Origin of the sequence: Bacteroides sp. 44_46 (assembly GCF_001915465.1) — a bacterium.
Taxonomy (GTDB): domain Bacteria; phylum Bacteroidota; class Bacteroidia; order Bacteroidales; family Bacteroidaceae; genus Bacteroides; species Bacteroides clarus.
In genome coordinates this window covers 182,225-199,923 of sequence record NZ_MNQO01000019.1, presented here as the reverse complement: position 1 = coordinate 199,923, position 17,699 = coordinate 182,225, and the positions used below count along the sequence as shown (strand labels likewise).

Here is a 17,699-nt window from a genome sequence, read left to right as displayed (position 1 = left end):
TGCTTGCATTTATTTGCGAATAAATATTAATGGCGCTTATCGTGACTTTCTAATCAAAATTTCATTACTTTGCGGACGATTACCTTATGGGCTCTTTGGGGACGCGGCCTGAAGGGATAATATCCTAATCGATAAAGATGAAGAAATCAGTAAAGAAACTCTCCGTAATAATACCTGCTTATAATGAGGCCGGAACCATCTTCAGGGTTTTGGAAAAGGTTATAGGCGCGGAGCTTCCTGCCGCTGTGGAAAAAGAGATATGGGTGATTGACGATTGCTCCGCCGACGATACGGAACGGGAGGTGGAGAAAGCCCAAACGCAGTATGCGGATGCCTGCATTCGGTATCTCAGGCTGCCGGCAAACCGGGGGAAGGGATATGCGGTGCGTCAGGGAATAGCGCGCTCCACCGGTGACGTCATAATCATACAAGATGCCGATTTGGAATATGACCCGGACGACTACCGGGTTTTGCTGGAGCCTATTCTGTCGGGAGAATATAGGGTTGTATATGGTTCCAGGCTGTTGGGCGGTGACAATAAGCCGATATATCGTACCTTTTATTGGGGCGGGCGGCTGGTGTCTTTTGTCACAAGCCTGCTTTTCTCCCGGAAGATAACGGACGAGCCTACTTGTTACAAGATGTTTGACGCTTCCTTGCTGAAGTCCATACCGCTTGTCTGCGACAGGTTCGGGTTCTGCCCGGAGGTGACGGCCAAGGTTCTCAGAAGGGGATATAAGATAAAGGAAGTTCCGATACGCTATTATCCGCGCTCCAGGCAAGAGGGGAAAAAGATAAAATGGCATGATGGAGTGGAAGCTATCGGCATATTGCTGAAATATAGGTTTAACGAAAAGTAAATACCGGGTATGCAATCTGAGAAAACGACTAAGGAAGGGAAACAGGAGAAGCAAAGGAAAACTTTTGCCGTGTACGCCGTGTGGCTTGCAAGGAATGTGCTGTTCATGGTTCTTGCTTTGCTCCTCGTTAAATATACATTGACGAAACAGCCGGCTTATCGTTGGGTATACAGCAGTCTGCTGAAAGAGAATATGGCGACGATAAAGAAACATCCCGAGCTTACTTTTGAAGAGAAAATGAAGATGAAGCTGGGAGTTGACTACGATTATCTTCTTTTCATAAAGCAGGCCACGCCGGAGAATGCGGTCATTCTTTATCCTTCTCAGGAGGCTTTCCTGAAGAAAGGCAGTCCGTTTAAGCGGGAAATCGGCAATAAGCTTTACGCGACCCGTTTCCTGTACCCCCGCCTGCTCATATTGGAAAGTGAATTGGAAGAAAGCAGGTATGCGGATAGGATAACCCACGTAGCCATAGTGAACGGAGAAGGTAAAGACAGGCTTCCTTATCAAGTCGATCCGGAGATTCAACACGCCGTATTACCGGTTGTCCAACCGAAAAAACAGTAGCTTATGCTTGTATTAGGAATAGTTCTCGTTATTGCAATAGGCTTTCTTGCCGTCAACTGCATCTCCGTGAAGTTTACGTGGAGCGAAAAGATAGGTCTTGCCTTTCCGGTGGGAATCGGACTGCAAACAATGATGATGCTCATCATCAACCTGCTTAAAATAAAACTGATAACTGCCAGCGTTATGCTTGGGGGAGTGTTGATACTGCTTCTGTTACTGTCGTTTCTGTACAAGCGCAGGGACGGGGTGATAATGTATTATAAGAAGGCTGTCCGTATCGATACTTCGAACTGCAACCTTGTCTGGTGCTTCTTTATCGTGCTTATTGCGTACTTCGAGTATATGAACTTTACCAAGTGTATGTATTTCCCTACGTTCGACAGGGATAGTCTGGCGGGATTTGATACCATTGGTTATGTCATGGCAAAGGAACATACTTTCAGGAACTTGAGCATCTTTCAGCAGAGCTATATGCCGCACATCCACGATGCGGGCAGTTACATGACGTATGCTCCGATGGTTCAGTTGAGTTATGCTTTTGTCTATCTTTTGGGAGCGGAAACGTCCAAGCTTGTTCCGGCATTGATGTATTTATCCCTGCTGATAGCTTTCTACGGCAGTATGCAGCGCGTGACAGGACCTACGGGTGCGGCTGTCGCCACTTTCTTCGTGCTGATTACTCCGGAGATGATTGCGTTTTCGTCGTTGTCGGCCACTAATGTCATTCATGCCGCCACTGCTTCGTCGGGCATTATTTATATTGCTTTATGGCTGAAGTGCAGGGAACGGAAAGATTTGTACCTCGGCTCCTTGCTGCTTGCCGTAAATATATGGACGCGTTCGGAAGGGATAGTCTTTATCGGTGCGGCCTTGGCGGTTGTTTTTGCGGATGTACTCAGGAACAGGCATTGGAAAGATTTGCTGCCTGTTGCCGCTGCGCTGTTTCCCGCGCTTTTGTGGGCGGTCTTTTCGTGGGTGAGCGGCTTTTATGCCGAAAATATCGTCATATTCCGTCCTTATTGGGATGCGGAGAAAGCCGGTATTATTTGGGCGTTTATGAAAGCCTATTATAAAGATACGCAGTTCTTCGGCTGGACTGTTATGGCGTTCTCTCTATCATTGCTCGCAAACGGCTGGTTCTTACTCAAGAGGAAAGATAATCTGGCTTTGCTGGCGATGGTTGTCATCTCTCTGGCCTTTTATGTGATGGTTCTTTATCAGATTGATTATAAATGGGACTCCATCCAGAATGTTCTGGCTTACTCCGCCAAGCGTTTCTTCTTCTGTTTCATTCCTATGATGTGGTTTTATGCATTGTCTAATCATTGGGCGAGGATGCTCTTTGGCAGGCTGGACAGTTTCCTGCTGTTGGAGGAGAAGTAATTTCTTTGCGGGTATGCGCAACGGCTTTAGCTGAAGTTTTCTTTGATAATCTTTCGGCTGAGCAAGGTCTGCATAGCTCCCCGTATGGAGAGGTAGATAAGAAAAGCAAGCCATAAGGCATGGTTGCCTAAAGCCGGGCAGAACCCGTAAAATGCGGCAAAGAAGCAGACGGCCGCCACTGCCATAGATGCGAGCATTCCGCGGGTGGCGGTAGCGCCGATAAAGATACCGTCCCAAATAAAGGCGGCGATTCCGGCAACGGGTATGGCAAGCGCCCAATAGAAATAGGTATCGGCGGCGGTTATCACGTTTCGGTCATCGGTCAGCAGTCCCAGAAAAGCATTCCCCCCCAACGCGTAAACCAATGTAAAGAGTATGGCCATCCAGCCGCCCCACATAAACAGGTGACGGGCGGTGTTTGTAAATGCTTCCCGGTTGCGGGCGCCTATGTATCGTCCGCTCAGTGCCTCTCCCGCATAGGCGAAGCCGTCCATTACGTAAGAGAAAAGGGTGAGGAGCTGCATCAGCAATGTATTTACCGCCAGTATAATTTCACCTTGCGAAGCGCCTGCCGAGGTGAAGAATAACGTGACGGCTACAAGACATAGCGTACGTAGGAATATGTCGCGGTTCACCTGGAAAAAGCGTACCATTGCTTCTTTTTGCAATACCCCTTTCCAAACGATGTGCTTTTTCAGTTTACCGTAACGGTTCATCCACAGTATGAGTCCCATGAAGAAGCCCGCGTATTGGGCGATCAGCGTCCCCAAGGCTACGCCTTCTACCTTCATATTGAAGAAATAGACAAGGCTGAGGCTGGCGATGATGTTCACGATGTTCTGTGTAATGGCTATGTACATGGGAATGCGCGAGTTCTGCATGCCGATATACCATCCGGAGAGGCCGTATAATCCTAACATGGCAGGAGCGCCCCATATGCAGATGTGGAAATAGAGCGTCGCCATTTCCCTGACTTCTTCCGTGGGGTGGATAATGAGGAAGGCCGCTTGCCTGATAGGCACTTGCAGCAGGATAAGGCAAAGAGCCACAGCCAGCCCTATACCTACGGAACGTATCAGCAGCCGAACAATTTCGGGGAAATCCCGTTTACCATAAGCCTGTGATGTCATGCCGCTGGTTCCCATACGCAGAAAGCCGAATATCCAATAAATGATATTGAACAGCATACCGCCTACCGCAATGGCGCCGATATAGGCGGGAGCACCCAGATGCCCCACGATAGCCACATCGATTAGTCCGAGCAAAGGCACGGTGATATTCGATACGATGGAAGGTAAGGCTATCTGTAATATCTGTCTGTCTATGGGCTTCATTCGCGATATTTTGTTTAATGGGGGGCAAAGGTACGCAGAAAAGCAAAAATAGTGGGAAAGATTAACTATATTTCTACTTTTATCTATTGATGATTGGCGGGGAAGTTTGTAAATTTGTAGGTGACTCTCTATGAGCGATTTCGGGCTGTTAAACTATATAGACTTAAAAAATGAAGACCTTAACTTTACTTTTCTTTGGGCTCTTGCTGTGCCCGATGTCACTTTTGGCACAATCGGCAGATGTGTTGTTGCAGAAAGTATCCGATGCCTTATCAGCCGGTAAGGATGATTATGCCGTGAGTTTGTTCCGTCAGGCCGCAGGCATGGGAGCGGAGCAGACGGAGATGTTTTATTGGACCCGCATTGAGAAGAACAGTGCGGTGGCTCCTCGTCTGGTACGCGAACTGGCTGCTTATTACAAGGATAAGCGGAATTATGACAAAGCATACCTTTTTTATAAGGAATGGTTGCAGTATTATCCGGAAGATGTTCCCGGCCTTGTAGCCTGTGCGGAGATGCAGATGATGCGTGGCGAGGCGAAAGATGCCTTGAAACTCTATGAGACGGTGTTGGCTTTGGATGCAGATAATCTTCAGGCAAATATCTTTTTAGGTAATTATTACTACCTGCAAGCCGAGCGAAAGAAGAAGACGCTGGAAGATAACTATAAGAAAATTATTTCTCCCACACGGATGCAATATGCCAGTTACCGTAACGGGTTATCGGATGTGTTCGCTAACGGGTATGATAAGGCTAAGAACTATTTGCAGAAAGTTCTTCAGTTGTTTCCTTCTACGGAAGCGGGAAAAACATTGGAACGGATAAAGATATTGGAAAAGGAGATGAACAAATGATTGTTCATCTCCTTTTTTCTTTTTATCGCAATCCCTATTTGGCGGTACGGATTGGTAACTTCATGAGCCCGCTTGGCGCAGAGCGCGTGCCTGCTTCCTGACCGGCTTTTGGGCCCGGTATCAGAGGACTGTATAACAAGACATGGCGAATACGCGCTCGCTGTTCGGGAGTAAAACGGTCGGAATAGCTGATTGCATAATCCATGATGTTGTATGAGACAAAGGATTCGCCTGTCAGGCAATTCTCGCGGTTCACCAAATTGGCGAATGTGAAGTTATCCGGATCATTCACCTCGATGTATGCGCAATCCATATCGTATGCTTTTTTGTTATAGGTGGGGGTATCTGCGCAATAGTCGGTATCTTCACAACTGTTTTCGTTTTCCGTTTCGGAGAATACATGGTGCAATCCTAAGTAATGCCCCAATTCATGCGCCAATGTAACGGTAATGTCCGCCGTATTGTATGTGTTTCCCGTACTTTCTTCGTTAATGAACAGGCTGTTGATGGATACGCAATAGGGAAAGGATAAGTTCTCCAATTCTAAATGGGATGCATTGATTTCACTGAGACCTGCCAGGCTATTGGCTCCTTTCACGGTGAAAGGCAGATGTGATATCCCCAATGTTGTCGTATTGCTGTTGGGGTCATTGGCGAAGTTGTAGACCATTATATTGATATATCTGTTGGGATCCCATAAATATCTTACATAGCCTTTTCCAGTTGCTTCGCTTATATCATCGTTCATAAAGGCATCGCAATCTATCGGATAGTTCTCCGGCCATGCAATGTATTCCACTCCCGGCTGTTCCATCGCTTCTCCGTCAGGATTAACGGTGGCGAGTGTAAAGGTCAGGTTCATGTCTACACTTTGCGTGCTGTTTTTATACAGCCGGTTTACCGTGTTCAATATCTCGGATAAGCGACTTTGTCTGACGTACTGTTCAGGGTCGGACTTGTCGTGATAGAGAACATGAAAAACCACAGGCAGTTTATAGTGATGCTGTTCTATGGGGGTATATCCTGCTGCTTGAGTGATTTCTATCTTTCTGCTTACCTGGATGGACGGCGACGCGACTGTTACTGTAACTTTCCTTTCTTTACTGTCGGGGTTGGCTTCTATTTGCAGGGTCAGCGTCTGATTTCCGGAGCCTTTGCCGGGAGTGATGCTGCACCATTGCGCAGTTTTGGACACTTGCCACTCTACGTCGCTTGTGATATTGACAGTCAGTGTAGCCCCGTCGCCACTGACATTGCCGAATGACGATTCGGAGAGTTCCAAATAGTCGGCTTCATTATCTTCGCAACCATATAAAATGAAACTTGATATGACGGCTACGATTAAGACTTGTATCTTCATGAGTTTATATATTAATTCCATACAAAACGTGTTTTACAAAGATAATGTTTGCCAATTTGTTTAATCAGACGATGTATTGCACCTCTTTGAATAAATACTCCCGTTCCTTGCCGTTCTCGTCTTCCAGAACAAAACGTCCGTCTTGCTCCACGCGCAGCAGGCGGGCGGAAAACCTGCCGTCGGCATCTTCATAAGGGTGAAAGCCTCTGCGGCGGAATAAGGAGCGGGCATAGCGGGCGGCTATTTCGGCGGTATAAGTACTGCCGTCTTCCGTTTGCAAACCGTTGTAGTAGATTTGCACCCGTTTCAGGATATGCGATAGAATCTCATAGCGGTCGTGCTCCTGACCGGTAATCTGCTTCAGGGATACCGGGTTGGGAGCATCGCTGTGAAACTCATCCTGATTGATATTGATTCCGATGCCGGAGATGCTGCGTCCGATGAAGTGTCCGGAGAGGTCATTCTCTATCAGTATACCGCATATTTTCTTATCTCTCCAGTAAATATCATTCGGCCACTTTATCGTAATCTCGTCCGACCATCTGTCCAGCTCTTCCTTAATGGAGAGGGAAACGATTTGCGACAGGATAAACTGGCGGCGTGCTTCCAGAAAAGTAGGATAGAGGACAAAACTGAAAAGCAGATTCTTTCCTTTGTCCGCTTCCCAGGTGTTGCCACGCTGGCCTTTGCCGGCGCTTTGAAACTCGGCTGTAACCGTGGTCAGCTCGGCAACGGATTCTTGCAGCTCATTACACAACTGGCTGATGTATCGGTTGGTTGAGTCTGTCTCGTCCAACGCTATCAGCGGATAAGGGAATGTTTCAGGGCAGGGCTTCATACTCATTGCGCGTTTTTTTAGTGAATTTCTTTATTACTTCTTCGTAAGAGTGGTCTATCAGATGTCTTATCAGCTTGTCATCTGCGTCACTGTCCAGGAACACTTGGTTCCAGTACTTTTTATTGAAGTGCCAGGCGCCTTCGATGGCGTTATAGCGGTCACGCAATTCCAGCGCGTATTCCGGGTCGCATTTCATGGTGATGCGGTCGGGGGTATTGAGGTTTATACATAAAAACATCTTCCCCATAACTCGGATAACGAGGAAATCCTCACCGAAAGGAGTGTCTTCGGTCGCAGCCTTTTTGCTGAGGCAATATTCGCGGGCGGTTTCTATATCCATTGTATTTCAGGTATTAGAGTTCTTAAAACATAGGCGGATAAAACGCTTCCTTGATATGTTCCGTTTTGAAAGCTCCTATATCGCCTACTGCCGTAATAATATCAAAACGTACGGGCATATCTATGCAAAAATGTTTTATGTAAGCATCGGCGGCTATGACAATACGGCGTACTTTCTGCCAATTGACGGCATCTTGCGGCTCGACATACTCTGTATTGCTTCGGGTTTTCACTTCGACGATAATCAGCTCATTGTCTTTGGTCGCGACGATATCCAGTTCCAGATGGTTCTTCCGCCAGTTCCGGTCGCGTATCTCGTATCCGTTACGCTCCAGATAGGCTGCTGCCGCATCTTCTCCTGCTTTTCCCAGAGCATTATGTATTGCCATAGTACGATTTTCTTTCTTTCAGTACAAAAATACGTTTTTTCTGCTTTGTTTTTACAGAAGTAAAACTAATTTTGCAAAGAAATATGAGAAAGAGAGACAAAACGTGTGCGAAAGCAACACCCGAAGAGCCTAAACGCGAGCAGCGCATGGTATGCCTGATGAGCGAGGAAGAGCTGCGGATTGTAGACCGTTATCTGGAGAAGTACAAGATAACGAATAAATCACGCTGGCTCAGGGAAACCATTCTCATGTTTATCCACAAGAATATGGAGGAAGATTATCCTACGCTGTTCGGCGAGCATGATATGCGAAGATGAGAAAGCGGCGGAGCAGGGTGTCGTGCATGATGTAGAAGAAGATAAACAGCAGGCAGGAAGAAAATGACGGATACGGATTATATGAAGCAGGCGCTTCTTGAAGCGCAAAAGGCGGGTGAGCGGGGGGAAGTACCCGTTGGGGCTGTCGTTGTTTGCAAAGACCGCATTATTGCCCGTGCCCATAATCTGACTGAGACTCTGACCGATGTCACCGCGCATGCCGAAATGCAGGCGATTACTGCCGCCGCCGCTACGCTTGGCGGTAAATATCTCAATGAATGTACTCTTTATGTCACCGTTGAGCCTTGCGTCATGTGTGCCGGAGCCATTGCATGGGCGCAGACGGGACGGCTGGTGTTTGGCGCGGAAGACGAGAAACGGGGATACCAGCGTTATGCGCCACAGGCTTTGCATCCTAAAACCTCGGTAGTGAAAGGCGTACTGGCGGACGAATGTGCCGCGTTGATGAAAGACTTTTTCGCTGCGAAACGCAGGTAATGCTTTTCTGAATAATACCGTTACAGCAGACTGCCCAGATAGTACGGAACACGAATGAAATCGTCTTGCGGAACGGATGGATTCGTCCCGCGGGACAAAAAAAATCATCCCGTGAGGCGGATTATTCCATCTCACGGGATGATTTTTTTTATCTTACGGGATGATTATTGCGCGGTCAGTTCAATAACGTGACTCTGCGTAATTGCCGTTCCGAATACATCCAAACCGACTTTCATGAGATAATCTCCCGAATATATCTTTCCATTGGCTTTTAAAGCGGATTTTACGGAAGGCATCAGATTTATCTCTTCTACTTTATATCGTTTGTCTGGGTTCAGGCCTTGCAGTCTGACGGGCATCAGTTTCTCTTGGAAGCGGGGATAAATGTCGTAGGCAAAAAGAACGGCCTTGTCGGTATCCCGGCTCACGTAATTTACAGCCATGTGATTACTTTGGTACGGAGAGACCAATCGGTACTGAACTCCGTCCATGATTGCGGCTTGCAGGCGTTTCCAGTTGGTTACCGCCGTTTGGCAATAGGTCAGCTCGTCAGCACTAAGCTCTTTCAGCCCGAGGTCAAAGCCGAGTTTGCACATGGAGGCCACGTCGGTACGGAACTTGACGGAAGTGGATTTGTTCCAGCCGGTGACGTGCGCGCACATTGCTTTGGCGGGGAAGAACTGAGAGAACCCCCATTGGATGTAGATACGTTCTATCGGATCGGTATTGTCACTGCACCAGAATTCGGTGAAGTATTTCAGCGCTTCATAGTCGCAACGGGCGCCACCGCCGGAGCAAAGCATCATCGGCACATCGGGATAGTTCGCTTTGACGCGCTTCATAACATTGTAGATGCCGCGTACATGGTCAATATATAACTGTCCTTGTTTCTCTTTGAGATAGGGCGAGTATATATTGGTGATAGGGCTGTTGCAGTCCCATTTAAAGAAAGCTGTTTCCGGATTCTCTTTTAATATATCGGCGACAACGTTGTAAACGTAGTCTTGTACTTTCGGATTGCTAAGGTCCAAGACCAATTGGTGACGGTAATAATAGGTTTCGCGGTTGGGTAGCTTGATTACCCATTCCGGGTGCTTTTCAAACAACTCGCTCTTAGGATTTACCATTTCCGGCTCTATCCAGATACCGAATTTTACACCGGCGTCTTTTGCCGACCGGACTAAAGCCGGTATGCCGCCGGGCAGTTTGTCACGGGTCACTTCCCAATCGCCCAGACCGGCACGGTCGTTTTGACGGGGATATTTGTTGCCGAACCAACCGTCATCCAGCAGGAACATGTCTACTCCCAAGTGTTTGGCTTCTTTCATCAGTGCGGCAAGCTTCTCCTCGTTAAAGTTAAACGCCGTATTTTCCCAGTTGTTCAATAGTGTCAGGCGGGGACCGTTACCGTCTTTTATGCCGTAGTTACGCGCCCATTCGTGGAAATTGCGGCTGCCTTGTCCGGTACCGTTATTGCTTAATGTGAATATGAATTCGGGCGTGGTGAACACTTCATTCGCTTTTAATTCGTAAGTTGAGGCGTAGGGATTGATGGCGGGGATTACACGAAGATTGCCTACGTTGTCTACCTCAAAGGTGAAGCGGAAATTTCCGGTCCAGCCTAATGTCCCCATGAGCACGGTGCCTTGGTGTTCGTTGACGGGTTGGTCTAATCCTATTTCAAAAAAGGGGTGTGTATGCATGGCGGCGCGGCTGCCGAGTTTCGTATCGATGACTTTCTTGCCGAATTGTAGTTGCTGGCTGCTCATCTGCGCTTCTTTGGCCCAGTCGCTGCTGAACTCGGTGAGATAGTAACCGGAGTTGTTGAAGTAAAGCATGGTAGAGGCATAGGAGGATAGGGTAACGGGTTTCTTCTCCTGATGTCTGATTTCACTCCATGTCTTGATAATGTTCTCTTTGGGATAGGCTATGTAATGTAGGGTAACTTCTACCGGATACTGGTCGTCGCGTAACAGAATTGTTGTTTCCGTACCACCTTCAACGGCCTTGTCGGATGAAGAAACATAATATAATATGGTGGATGGATTACCGTCGTGGTGCGTGATACTAATGGCCGGTTCAAAAAAATCTTCGTTGCCCGAACCGCTGTACACTTCCCAACCCCGTTTGCTTACGCTGCCATCCGAGCCGGCATGTATATTCCATTGGAAATGCTGCAAGTCTTGCTCATGCAATAGTTTTTCACCCAAATAGGTTTGGTACAGACGACCGTTTTCCCCTACCTGGAGTATTAAGTCTGTGTCTTTTGTAGAGATGCGGATTGTTTTGTTATCCGTTGCATTAACATACGTCAGGGATGATAACGCGAAAAGAATAAAGGCAAGTAGTGTTTTCATGGTGTGTTTTATTGTTATTCTTCTTTGATTTCCTCAAAGTCTACGTACTCTCCTTCATCTTGGGAGAATAGTTTTTTGTGTCTGTTGTGCGTGGGGGCTTCTTTAGTTCTTGTGTCCGGCTCTTCATTGGGAGAAGGGCCTGATTGCTGTCTGTCATTAAAAGAATATCCCCTTCCGGATTGGTAATTTCCGTTGTCATTCCGGTAAGTGCTCGATGAACGGCGGCCGCCTAATCCGAAGACGCTTCGGATGACAGTGCCTATAATGCTAAGCCCGATAAGCAGGATAGCAATTATAATGATAAATAAGAATCCTAAAAAATGAAACATGGGCTAATGTCTTTTTATGTGTTCGTTTTCAGCGAACGATAGTACAACAACCGTGCCAAGAAAATGTTTATTTACGTTTTCCTGTTAGGAGTGACAGTAAGATGTACCATACAATCACCGCTGCAAAGCCGCTGACTTTTAAAAAAATAAGGAGTGGAATGCAGACAATCAGGAAAATGAAACTTACTTTATTGTCTTTCCATGAAAGATTCTTGAACTTCAATGAGAACATCGGTATTTCCGATACCAGCAGCCATGAGAACAGGCAGACCAATATTAACAGATAAAAAGGATTGAAGTTCCCGGAGATAAGGATAGGATGTATGCCCGCCACTAACGATGCCCAGAAAAGGGCGTTGGCAGGAACCGGCACACCGATAAAGGAACTGGTCTGGCGGGTATCGTTATTGAATTTCGCCAAACGCAGCGCCGAGAATACGGAAATAAGGAATGCGGCATACGGCATGTAAGGAGCGATGAACTCCATGGATGCCGGATAGTACATTTCTTTGAATAAGGAAAATACTACCAATGAGGGGGCTACACCGAAACTTACATCATCCGCCAAGGAATCCAAATCCTTTCCGATGGGGGAATGCGCGTTCAGTAAACGTGCCATCATACCGTCGAAGAAATCGAATACGGCACTGAGGATAATGAATACAAGCGCCAGATTGTAGTTGGCCTCGAAAGCCATGACACAAGCGATACACCCGGAGAATAAGTTCAGACAGGTTAAGGTGTTTGGTATAGAACGGGTGATGCGATTTGCCATTGTTATTTAAGTTTTGCTATCACGGTTTGATTACCGGTAGTCAGTTGTCCGAGTTTAACAAGCACTTCCGTACCCAGCGGGAGAAATACATCCACGCGGGAACCGAACTTGATGAAACCCATATGTTCGTCAATATAACATTCTTCGCCCGGTTCGGCATAGGTTACGATACGGCGTGCCATAGCGCCCGCAATCTGACGTGCCATGATTTCCACGCCTTCGGGAGTTTCGATTACTACGGTGGAACGCTCGTTGTCGGTACTTGCTTTAGGCAGCCAGGCCTTCATGAACTTACCGTTCTGGTGAGACACCGACTTCACGGTTCCGTCTACCGGGTACCAGTTGGCATGTACATTGACCAGACTCATAAATATGGAAACCATGATACGGCGGTCATGGAAATATTCGGTTTCTTCAACTTCCTCCACTACCACAATCTTCCCGTCAGCGGGAGCGACCACAATCTTTTCAGTCTCTTCCTGACCGAACAAACGTATCGGGCAACGGAAGAAGTTTACCAAGATTCCATAAACTATAAGGCTGATGACGGCCACTACATAGAACGGAATCTTGCACTCCAAACCGAAATAAAGTCCGGCGTTTACGGCAAGTATCAACAGCAAACTGCCGGCCAGTGTATGTGTGCCTTCGCGGTGAATGCGTATTTTCTTTAGTTTTTTAAGTCGACCCATGTATCTTGTTTTATTCTTTTCTGATGCAAATTATCTGCAAAAATAGGCTTATTTTGAAAATCTAACAAGAATTTAGTCATAGAATTGCAGATGTTGATAACTTTTTGAGGAATATTTTTGTTAGATATCGCATAGGTCGTACCTTTATGCTCACTTATAGAAAGGATAGATTTATGCAGGATTTTGTTCATTTGCACGTACATACCCAGTATTCGCTCCTTGACGGCCAGGCCAGTGTGAGCCGTTTGGTAGACAAGGCGATGAAGGATGGTATGAAAGGTATTGCCGTTACCGATCATGGCAATATGTTCGGTATCAAGGAATTCACCAACTATGTTAATAAAAAGAACGGTGGTCCGAAAGGGGAAATAAAAGACCTGAAAAAGCGGATTGCCGGTATAGAGAGCGGTGAAATAGCATGTGAGGATAAGGAAGCGGAGATAGCGGCTTGCAAAGCGAAGATAACGGAAGCCGAAAATAAACTGTTCAAGCCTATCATCGGTTCCGAAATGTATGTGGCCCGCCGTACAATGGATAAGAAAGAGGGTAAGCCCGACCAAAGCGGTTACCACCTGATTGTATTGGCGAAGAATGAAACTGGTTATCATAATCTTATAAAATTGGTGTCCCGCGCATGGACTATGGGATACTATATGCGTCCGCGTACCGATCGCAATGAGCTGGAGAAGTATCACGAAGGCCTGATTGTCTGCTCCGCCTGTATCGGTGGAGAGGTTCCTAAAAAGATTATCAATGACCAATTAGAGGAGGCAGAAGAAGCCATCCGTTGGTATAAGAATCTTTTCGGAGATGATTATTACCTGGAATTGCAGCGCCATAAGGCGACCGTTCCCCGTGCCAATCACGAAGCTTATCCTTTACAGCAAAAAGCCAATGCCAAACTGCTGGAATATGCCAGGAAGTACAATATAAAAGTAATCTGCTCCAATGACGTTCACTTTGTGGACGAGGAGAATGCCGAGGCGCACGACCGCCTTATCTGTTTGAGTACGGGCAAGGATTTGGACGATCCGAGCCGTATGCTTTATACCAAGCAGGAGTGGATGAAAACCAAGGCGGAGATGAACGAACTTTTTGCCGATGTTCCTGAAGCGCTTTCCAATACGTTGGAGATTTTGGACAAGGTGGAATACTACTCCATAGACCATGCTCCTATCATGCCTACTTTCGCCATTCCCGAGGATTTCGGAACAGAAGAAGGATACAGGCAGAAATATACGGAAAAAGATTTGTTCGATGAATTTACGCAAGATGAAAATGGGAAAGTAGTCTTGGATGAGGAAGCCGCTAAAGCCAAAATAAAGCGTTTGGGCGGTTACGATAAGCTTTATCGTATCAAGCTGGAAGCCGACTATCTCGCCAAACTGGCATTTGACGGCGCCAAACGGATTTACGGTGATCCGTTGTCGGATGAAGTAAAAGAGCGTTTGGTGTTTGAGTTGTACATCATGAAGACGATGGGTTTCCCCGGTTACTTCCTGATTGTACAGGACTTTATCAATGCCGCCCGTACGCAACTGGGAGTTTCGGTGGGGCCGGGACGTGGTTCGGCTGCCGGTTCGGCTGTGGCTTATTGTTTGGGTATTACCAAGATAGACCCTATCCAGTACGACTTGCTGTTTGAGCGTTTCCTTAATCCGGACCGTATCTCGTTGCCTGATATTGATGTGGACTTCGATGATGACGGACGTGGTGAAGTGTTGCGTTGGGTAACGGAAAAGTACGGACAGGAGAAGGTAGCGCATATCATCACGTATGGTACCATGGCAACCAAATTGGCTATCAAGGACGTTGCCCGTGTACAGAAATTACCCTTGTCGGAATCCGACCGTTTGGCCAAACTGGTTCCCGACAAAATCCCTGATAAGAAACTGAATCTTCCCAATGCTATCGCTTACGTACCGGAATTGCAGGCGGCAGAGGCATCGCCCGACCCGTTGGTACGCGATACGTTGAAGTATGCCAAAATGCTGGAAGGTAATGTGAGAGGTACAGGTGTACACGCTTGCGGTACGATTATCTGCCGTGACGATATCACCGACTGGGTTCCTGTCAGCACGGCGGATGACAAGGAGACCGGTGAGAAGATGCTCGTTACCCAGTACGAAGGTTCGGTCATTGAAGATACGGGGTTGATTAAAATGGACTTCCTGGGATTGAAGACTCTTTCAATCATTAAGGAAGCTGTTGAGAATGTACGTTTACATCGGGGATTGGCATTGGATATCGACAAGATTTCCATCAATGATCCCGCTACCTATAAATTATACTGTGACGGACGGACTATCGGTACATTCCAATTTGAATCTGCCGGTATGCAGAAATATCTGCGTGAGTTGCAACCCGGTACGTTTGAGGACTTGATTGCCATGAATGCCCTCTATCGTCCGGGGCCTATGGACTATATCCCGGATTTCATCGACCGTAAGTGGGGACGCAAGCCTATCGAGTATGATATTCCTATTATGGAGAAATACTTGAAGGATACATACGGTATTACTGTCTATCAGGAGCAGGTCATGCTTCTGTCCCGTTTGTTGGCGGACTTCACCCGTGGCGAATCCGATGCTTTGCGTAAGGCGATGGGTAAAAAGTTGCGGGATAAACTGGATCACATGAAGCCGAAATTCATTGCGGGCGGACAGAAAAACGGGCACGATGCGAAGGTGCTCGAAAAGATTTGGACTGACTGGGAAAAGTTCGCGTCTTATGCTTTCAATAAATCTCATGCCACCTGCTATTCATGGGTGGCTTATCAGACGGCTTTCTTGAAAGCGAATTATCCGGCGGAATATATGGCTGCCGTCATGAGCCGAAGTTTATCCGATATAACTACCATAACCAAACTCATGGACGAATGTAAGTCGATGGGTATTAAAGTACTTGGCCCTGATGTGAACGAATCGAACTTGAAGTTTACCGTCAATCCGGAAGGTAATATCCGTTTCGGATTGGGTGCGGTGAAAGGAGTAGGTGAGGGTGCTGTGCAAAGCATCATGGAGGAGCGTGAGAAGAATGGTCCGTATACAGGTATCTTCGATTTCGTACAGCGTGTCAATTTGAACGCTTGTAACAAGAAGAACCTGGAATGCCTTGCTCTTGCCGGTGGCTTTGACAGTTTCCCCGAGTTGAAGCGTGAACAATATTTTGCCGTTAATGCCAAGAATGAAGTCTTTATCGAGACATTGGTACGCTATGGTAACCGTTATCAGGCGGATAAAGCGGCAGCGGTCAACTCTTTGTTCGGCGGTGAAAATGTGGTAGATATCGCTACTCCCGAAATTCTTCCCGCAGAGCGTTGGAGCGACCTTGACAGATTGAATAAGGAACGTGATTTAGTCGGTATTTATCTTTCCGCTCATCCCTTGGATGAGTACTCCGTAGTGCTGGAACATGTTTGTAATACACACATGGCGGAGTTGGAGGATAAGACACTTCTGGTGGGACGTGAAATTACCATGGGCGGTATAGTCACTACCGTCCGCCGAGGCATCAGTAAGAACGGCAATCCTTACGGTATAGCCAAGATAGAAGACTATTCCGGTTCGGCAGAGTTACCTTTCTTCGGGAACGATTGGGTAACTTATCAAGGCTATTTGGGTGAGCGTACTTTCCTTTATATTAAGGCGCGTTGCCAACCTAAACAGTGGCGGCAGGATGAATTGGAACTGAAGATTACCTCTATGGAATTGCTTCCCGATGTAAAAGAGAAACTGATAGAGAAGATTACGATTCTTATCCCGCTCAGTGTACTGAACAAAGCATTGGTGACGGAATTGGCAGAACTTACGAAAGACCGTCCCGGTACTACGGAACTCTATTTCAGAGTGACCGATCCGGATAGTAAGATGACTGTTGATTTGGTGTCTCGTCCGGTGAAGCTTTCCGTAGGCCGTGAACTTATCTCTTATTTAAAAGAGCGTCCGGAGCTTGAGTTTCGGATAAATTAATTATCTTTGCTTCACTGATAACAGTAAGAAGATAATGTTTGCTATTGTATTATTGAATTAATATTTAAACTTAATATTTAGAAGAAATGGCTTTAGAAATTACAGACAACAATTTCAAGGAAATCTTGGCAGAGGGTAAACCTGTAGTAATTGACTTTTGGGCACCGTGGTGCGGACCCTGTAAAATGGTAGGTCCTATCATCGATGAATTGGCAGGTGAATATGAAGGTAAAGTACTTATCGGTAAATGTGATGTAGACGAGAACGGTGATGTAGCTGCCGAGTATGGTATTCGTAACATTCCTACCGTACTGTTCTTTAAGAACGGGGAATTGGTGGATAAACAGGTAGGTTCTGCCCCCAAGTCGGTTTATGTAACGAAGATTGAAGCGTTGTTATAAGGTACTATTTGACAAATTTAAAATATAAAGCTATGGGACTGGAAGACGATTTTTTGAAGAATGATCTCGATGATGAAAAGACCATTGAGTACATCAAAAACTATTTGCCGCAGGAGTTAAAAGAGAAGTTCTCTGATGACGAGTTCTATTATTTCCTCGATTTGATTGACGAGTATTATTCCGAGAGCGGCATCCTTGATGTGCAGCCCGACGGTGACGGATATATCGAAGTCGATTTGGAGAAAATCGTAGATTACATCATCAAAGAAGCTCATAAGGATGAAATGGGTGATTATGATCCGGATGAAATCCTTTTCATTGTACAAGGTGAAATGGAATATACGGAATCTTTGGAAGATGAGTAAATCACAGTTTAATTAATAAAAGGAAAGGCGCAGATTGTAAAACCTGCGCCTTTCCTTTTATTAATTAAAC

At 46.5% G+C, this 17,699-nt stretch carries 18 protein-coding genes; 9 read left to right on the top strand and 9 right to left on the bottom strand.

The genetic code is table 11. The annotated features are described in order from the left end of the window. Positions 1–137: 137 nt before the first annotated feature. The 3 genes from BHV73_RS11965 to BHV73_RS11955 are packed head-to-tail and all read left to right on the top strand — an operon-like array spanning position 138 to position 2,810. Positions 138–860 (top strand): glycosyltransferase family 2 protein, encoded by a 723-nt coding sequence (locus tag BHV73_RS11965; protein WP_087412403.1) that lies wholly within the window; start codon positions 138–140, stop codon positions 858–860. Positions 861–869: 9 nt separating this feature from the next. Next, positions 870–1,427: a hypothetical protein gene (locus tag BHV73_RS11960; RefSeq protein WP_009122927.1), complete on the top strand. Its 558-nt coding sequence runs from the start codon at positions 870–872 to the stop codon at positions 1,425–1,427. A gap of 3 nt (positions 1,428–1,430) precedes the next feature. After that, on the top strand, positions 1,431–2,810 hold the full coding sequence (locus BHV73_RS11955; protein ID WP_087412402.1) for a glycosyltransferase family 39 protein: 1,380 nt from the start codon (positions 1,431–1,433) through the stop codon (positions 2,808–2,810). A gap of 26 nt (positions 2,811–2,836) precedes the next feature. On the opposite strand, the gene BHV73_RS11950 is transcribed toward BHV73_RS11955, so the two are convergent. Then, positions 2,837–4,144, bottom strand: coding sequence for an MATE family efflux transporter (locus BHV73_RS11950; RefSeq protein ID WP_286738417.1), 1,308 nt, complete (start codon positions 4,142–4,144; stop codon positions 2,837–2,839). A 170-nt stretch (positions 4,145–4,314) separates the two neighbouring features. On the opposite strand from BHV73_RS11950, the gene BHV73_RS11945 reads away from it, so the two are divergent. Next, on the top strand, positions 4,315–4,998 hold the full coding sequence (locus tag BHV73_RS11945) for a tetratricopeptide repeat protein (protein ID WP_087412400.1): 684 nt from the start codon (positions 4,315–4,317) through the stop codon (positions 4,996–4,998). Between the two features lie 34 nt (positions 4,999–5,032). On the opposite strand, the gene BHV73_RS11940 is transcribed toward BHV73_RS11945, so the two are convergent. The 4 genes from BHV73_RS11940 to BHV73_RS11925 are packed head-to-tail and all read right to left on the bottom strand — an operon-like array spanning position 5,033 to position 7,924. Then, on the bottom strand, positions 5,033–6,379 hold the full coding sequence (locus tag BHV73_RS11940) for a zinc-dependent metalloproteinase lipoprotein (RefSeq protein ID WP_087412399.1): 1,347 nt from the start codon (positions 6,377–6,379) through the stop codon (positions 5,033–5,035). Between the two features lie 43 nt (positions 6,380–6,422). Then, entirely contained in the window at positions 6,423–7,196 is a 774-nt protein-coding gene (locus BHV73_RS11935) for a biotin--[acetyl-CoA-carboxylase] ligase (protein ID WP_087412398.1), read from the bottom strand. After that, complete coding sequence (locus tag BHV73_RS11930; protein WP_087412397.1) at positions 7,180–7,536, bottom strand: MmcQ/YjbR family DNA-binding protein; 357 nt, start codon at positions 7,534–7,536, stop codon at positions 7,180–7,182. Before BHV73_RS11930 ends, BHV73_RS11935 begins: the two co-directional genes overlap by 17 nt. A gap of 22 nt (positions 7,537–7,558) precedes the next feature. After that, positions 7,559–7,924 carry a YraN family protein gene (locus BHV73_RS11925; RefSeq protein WP_009122934.1) on the bottom strand — a complete coding sequence of 122 codons (366 nt, stop codon included), beginning with the start codon at positions 7,922–7,924 and terminating at the stop codon, positions 7,559–7,561. 83 nt (positions 7,925–8,007) lie between these two features. Here BHV73_RS11925 and BHV73_RS11920 point away from each other — a divergent pair, with 83 nt between their 5' ends. Both BHV73_RS11920 and BHV73_RS11915 read left to right on the top strand, forming a co-directional pair. Continuing rightward, positions 8,008–8,241, top strand: a complete 234-nt coding sequence (locus BHV73_RS11920; RefSeq protein WP_004293731.1) for a hypothetical protein — start codon at positions 8,008–8,010, stop codon at positions 8,239–8,241. A 63-nt stretch (positions 8,242–8,304) separates the two neighbouring features. After that, the gene (locus tag BHV73_RS11915) at positions 8,305–8,739 is read left to right on the top strand and encodes a nucleoside deaminase (protein WP_009122935.1); all 435 of its coding nucleotides are present in this window, start codon (positions 8,305–8,307) and stop codon (positions 8,737–8,739) included. A gap of 164 nt (positions 8,740–8,903) precedes the next feature. On the opposite strand, the gene BHV73_RS11910 is transcribed toward BHV73_RS11915, so the two are convergent. From BHV73_RS11910 to BHV73_RS11895, 4 genes are all read right to left on the bottom strand, one after another. Next, positions 8,904–11,096, bottom strand: coding sequence for an alpha-galactosidase (locus BHV73_RS11910; protein WP_087412396.1), 2,193 nt, complete (start codon positions 11,094–11,096; stop codon positions 8,904–8,906). Between the two features lie 14 nt (positions 11,097–11,110). Further along, the gene (locus BHV73_RS11905; protein WP_022218046.1) at positions 11,111–11,425 is read right to left on the bottom strand and encodes a DUF4834 family protein; all 315 of its coding nucleotides are present in this window, start codon (positions 11,423–11,425) and stop codon (positions 11,111–11,113) included. Positions 11,426–11,492: 67 nt separating this feature from the next. Further along, positions 11,493–12,200, bottom strand: coding sequence for a CDP-diacylglycerol--serine O-phosphatidyltransferase (gene pssA, locus BHV73_RS11900; RefSeq protein ID WP_087412395.1), 708 nt, complete (start codon positions 12,198–12,200; stop codon positions 11,493–11,495). 2 nt (positions 12,201–12,202) lie between these two features. Next, positions 12,203–12,892, bottom strand: a complete 690-nt coding sequence (locus BHV73_RS11895) for a phosphatidylserine decarboxylase family protein (protein WP_009122939.1) — start codon at positions 12,890–12,892, stop codon at positions 12,203–12,205. 173 nt (positions 12,893–13,065) lie between these two features. Here BHV73_RS11895 and dnaE point away from each other — a divergent pair, with 173 nt between their 5' ends. The 3 genes from dnaE to BHV73_RS11880 all read left to right on the top strand — a co-directional run bounded on the left by dnaE (position 13,066) and on the right by BHV73_RS11880 (position 17,629). Continuing rightward, complete coding sequence (gene dnaE / locus BHV73_RS11890; RefSeq protein ID WP_286738410.1) at positions 13,066–16,863, top strand: DNA polymerase III subunit alpha; 3,798 nt, start codon at positions 13,066–13,068, stop codon at positions 16,861–16,863. An 86-nt stretch (positions 16,864–16,949) separates the two neighbouring features. Then, positions 16,950–17,264 (top strand): thioredoxin, encoded by a 315-nt coding sequence (trxA, locus tag BHV73_RS11885; protein ID WP_087412393.1) that lies wholly within the window; start codon positions 16,950–16,952, stop codon positions 17,262–17,264. 32 nt (positions 17,265–17,296) lie between these two features. Then, positions 17,297–17,629, top strand: a complete 333-nt coding sequence (locus tag BHV73_RS11880; RefSeq protein ID WP_022218048.1) for a hypothetical protein — start codon at positions 17,297–17,299, stop codon at positions 17,627–17,629. Positions 17,630–17,699 lie beyond the last annotated feature (70 nt).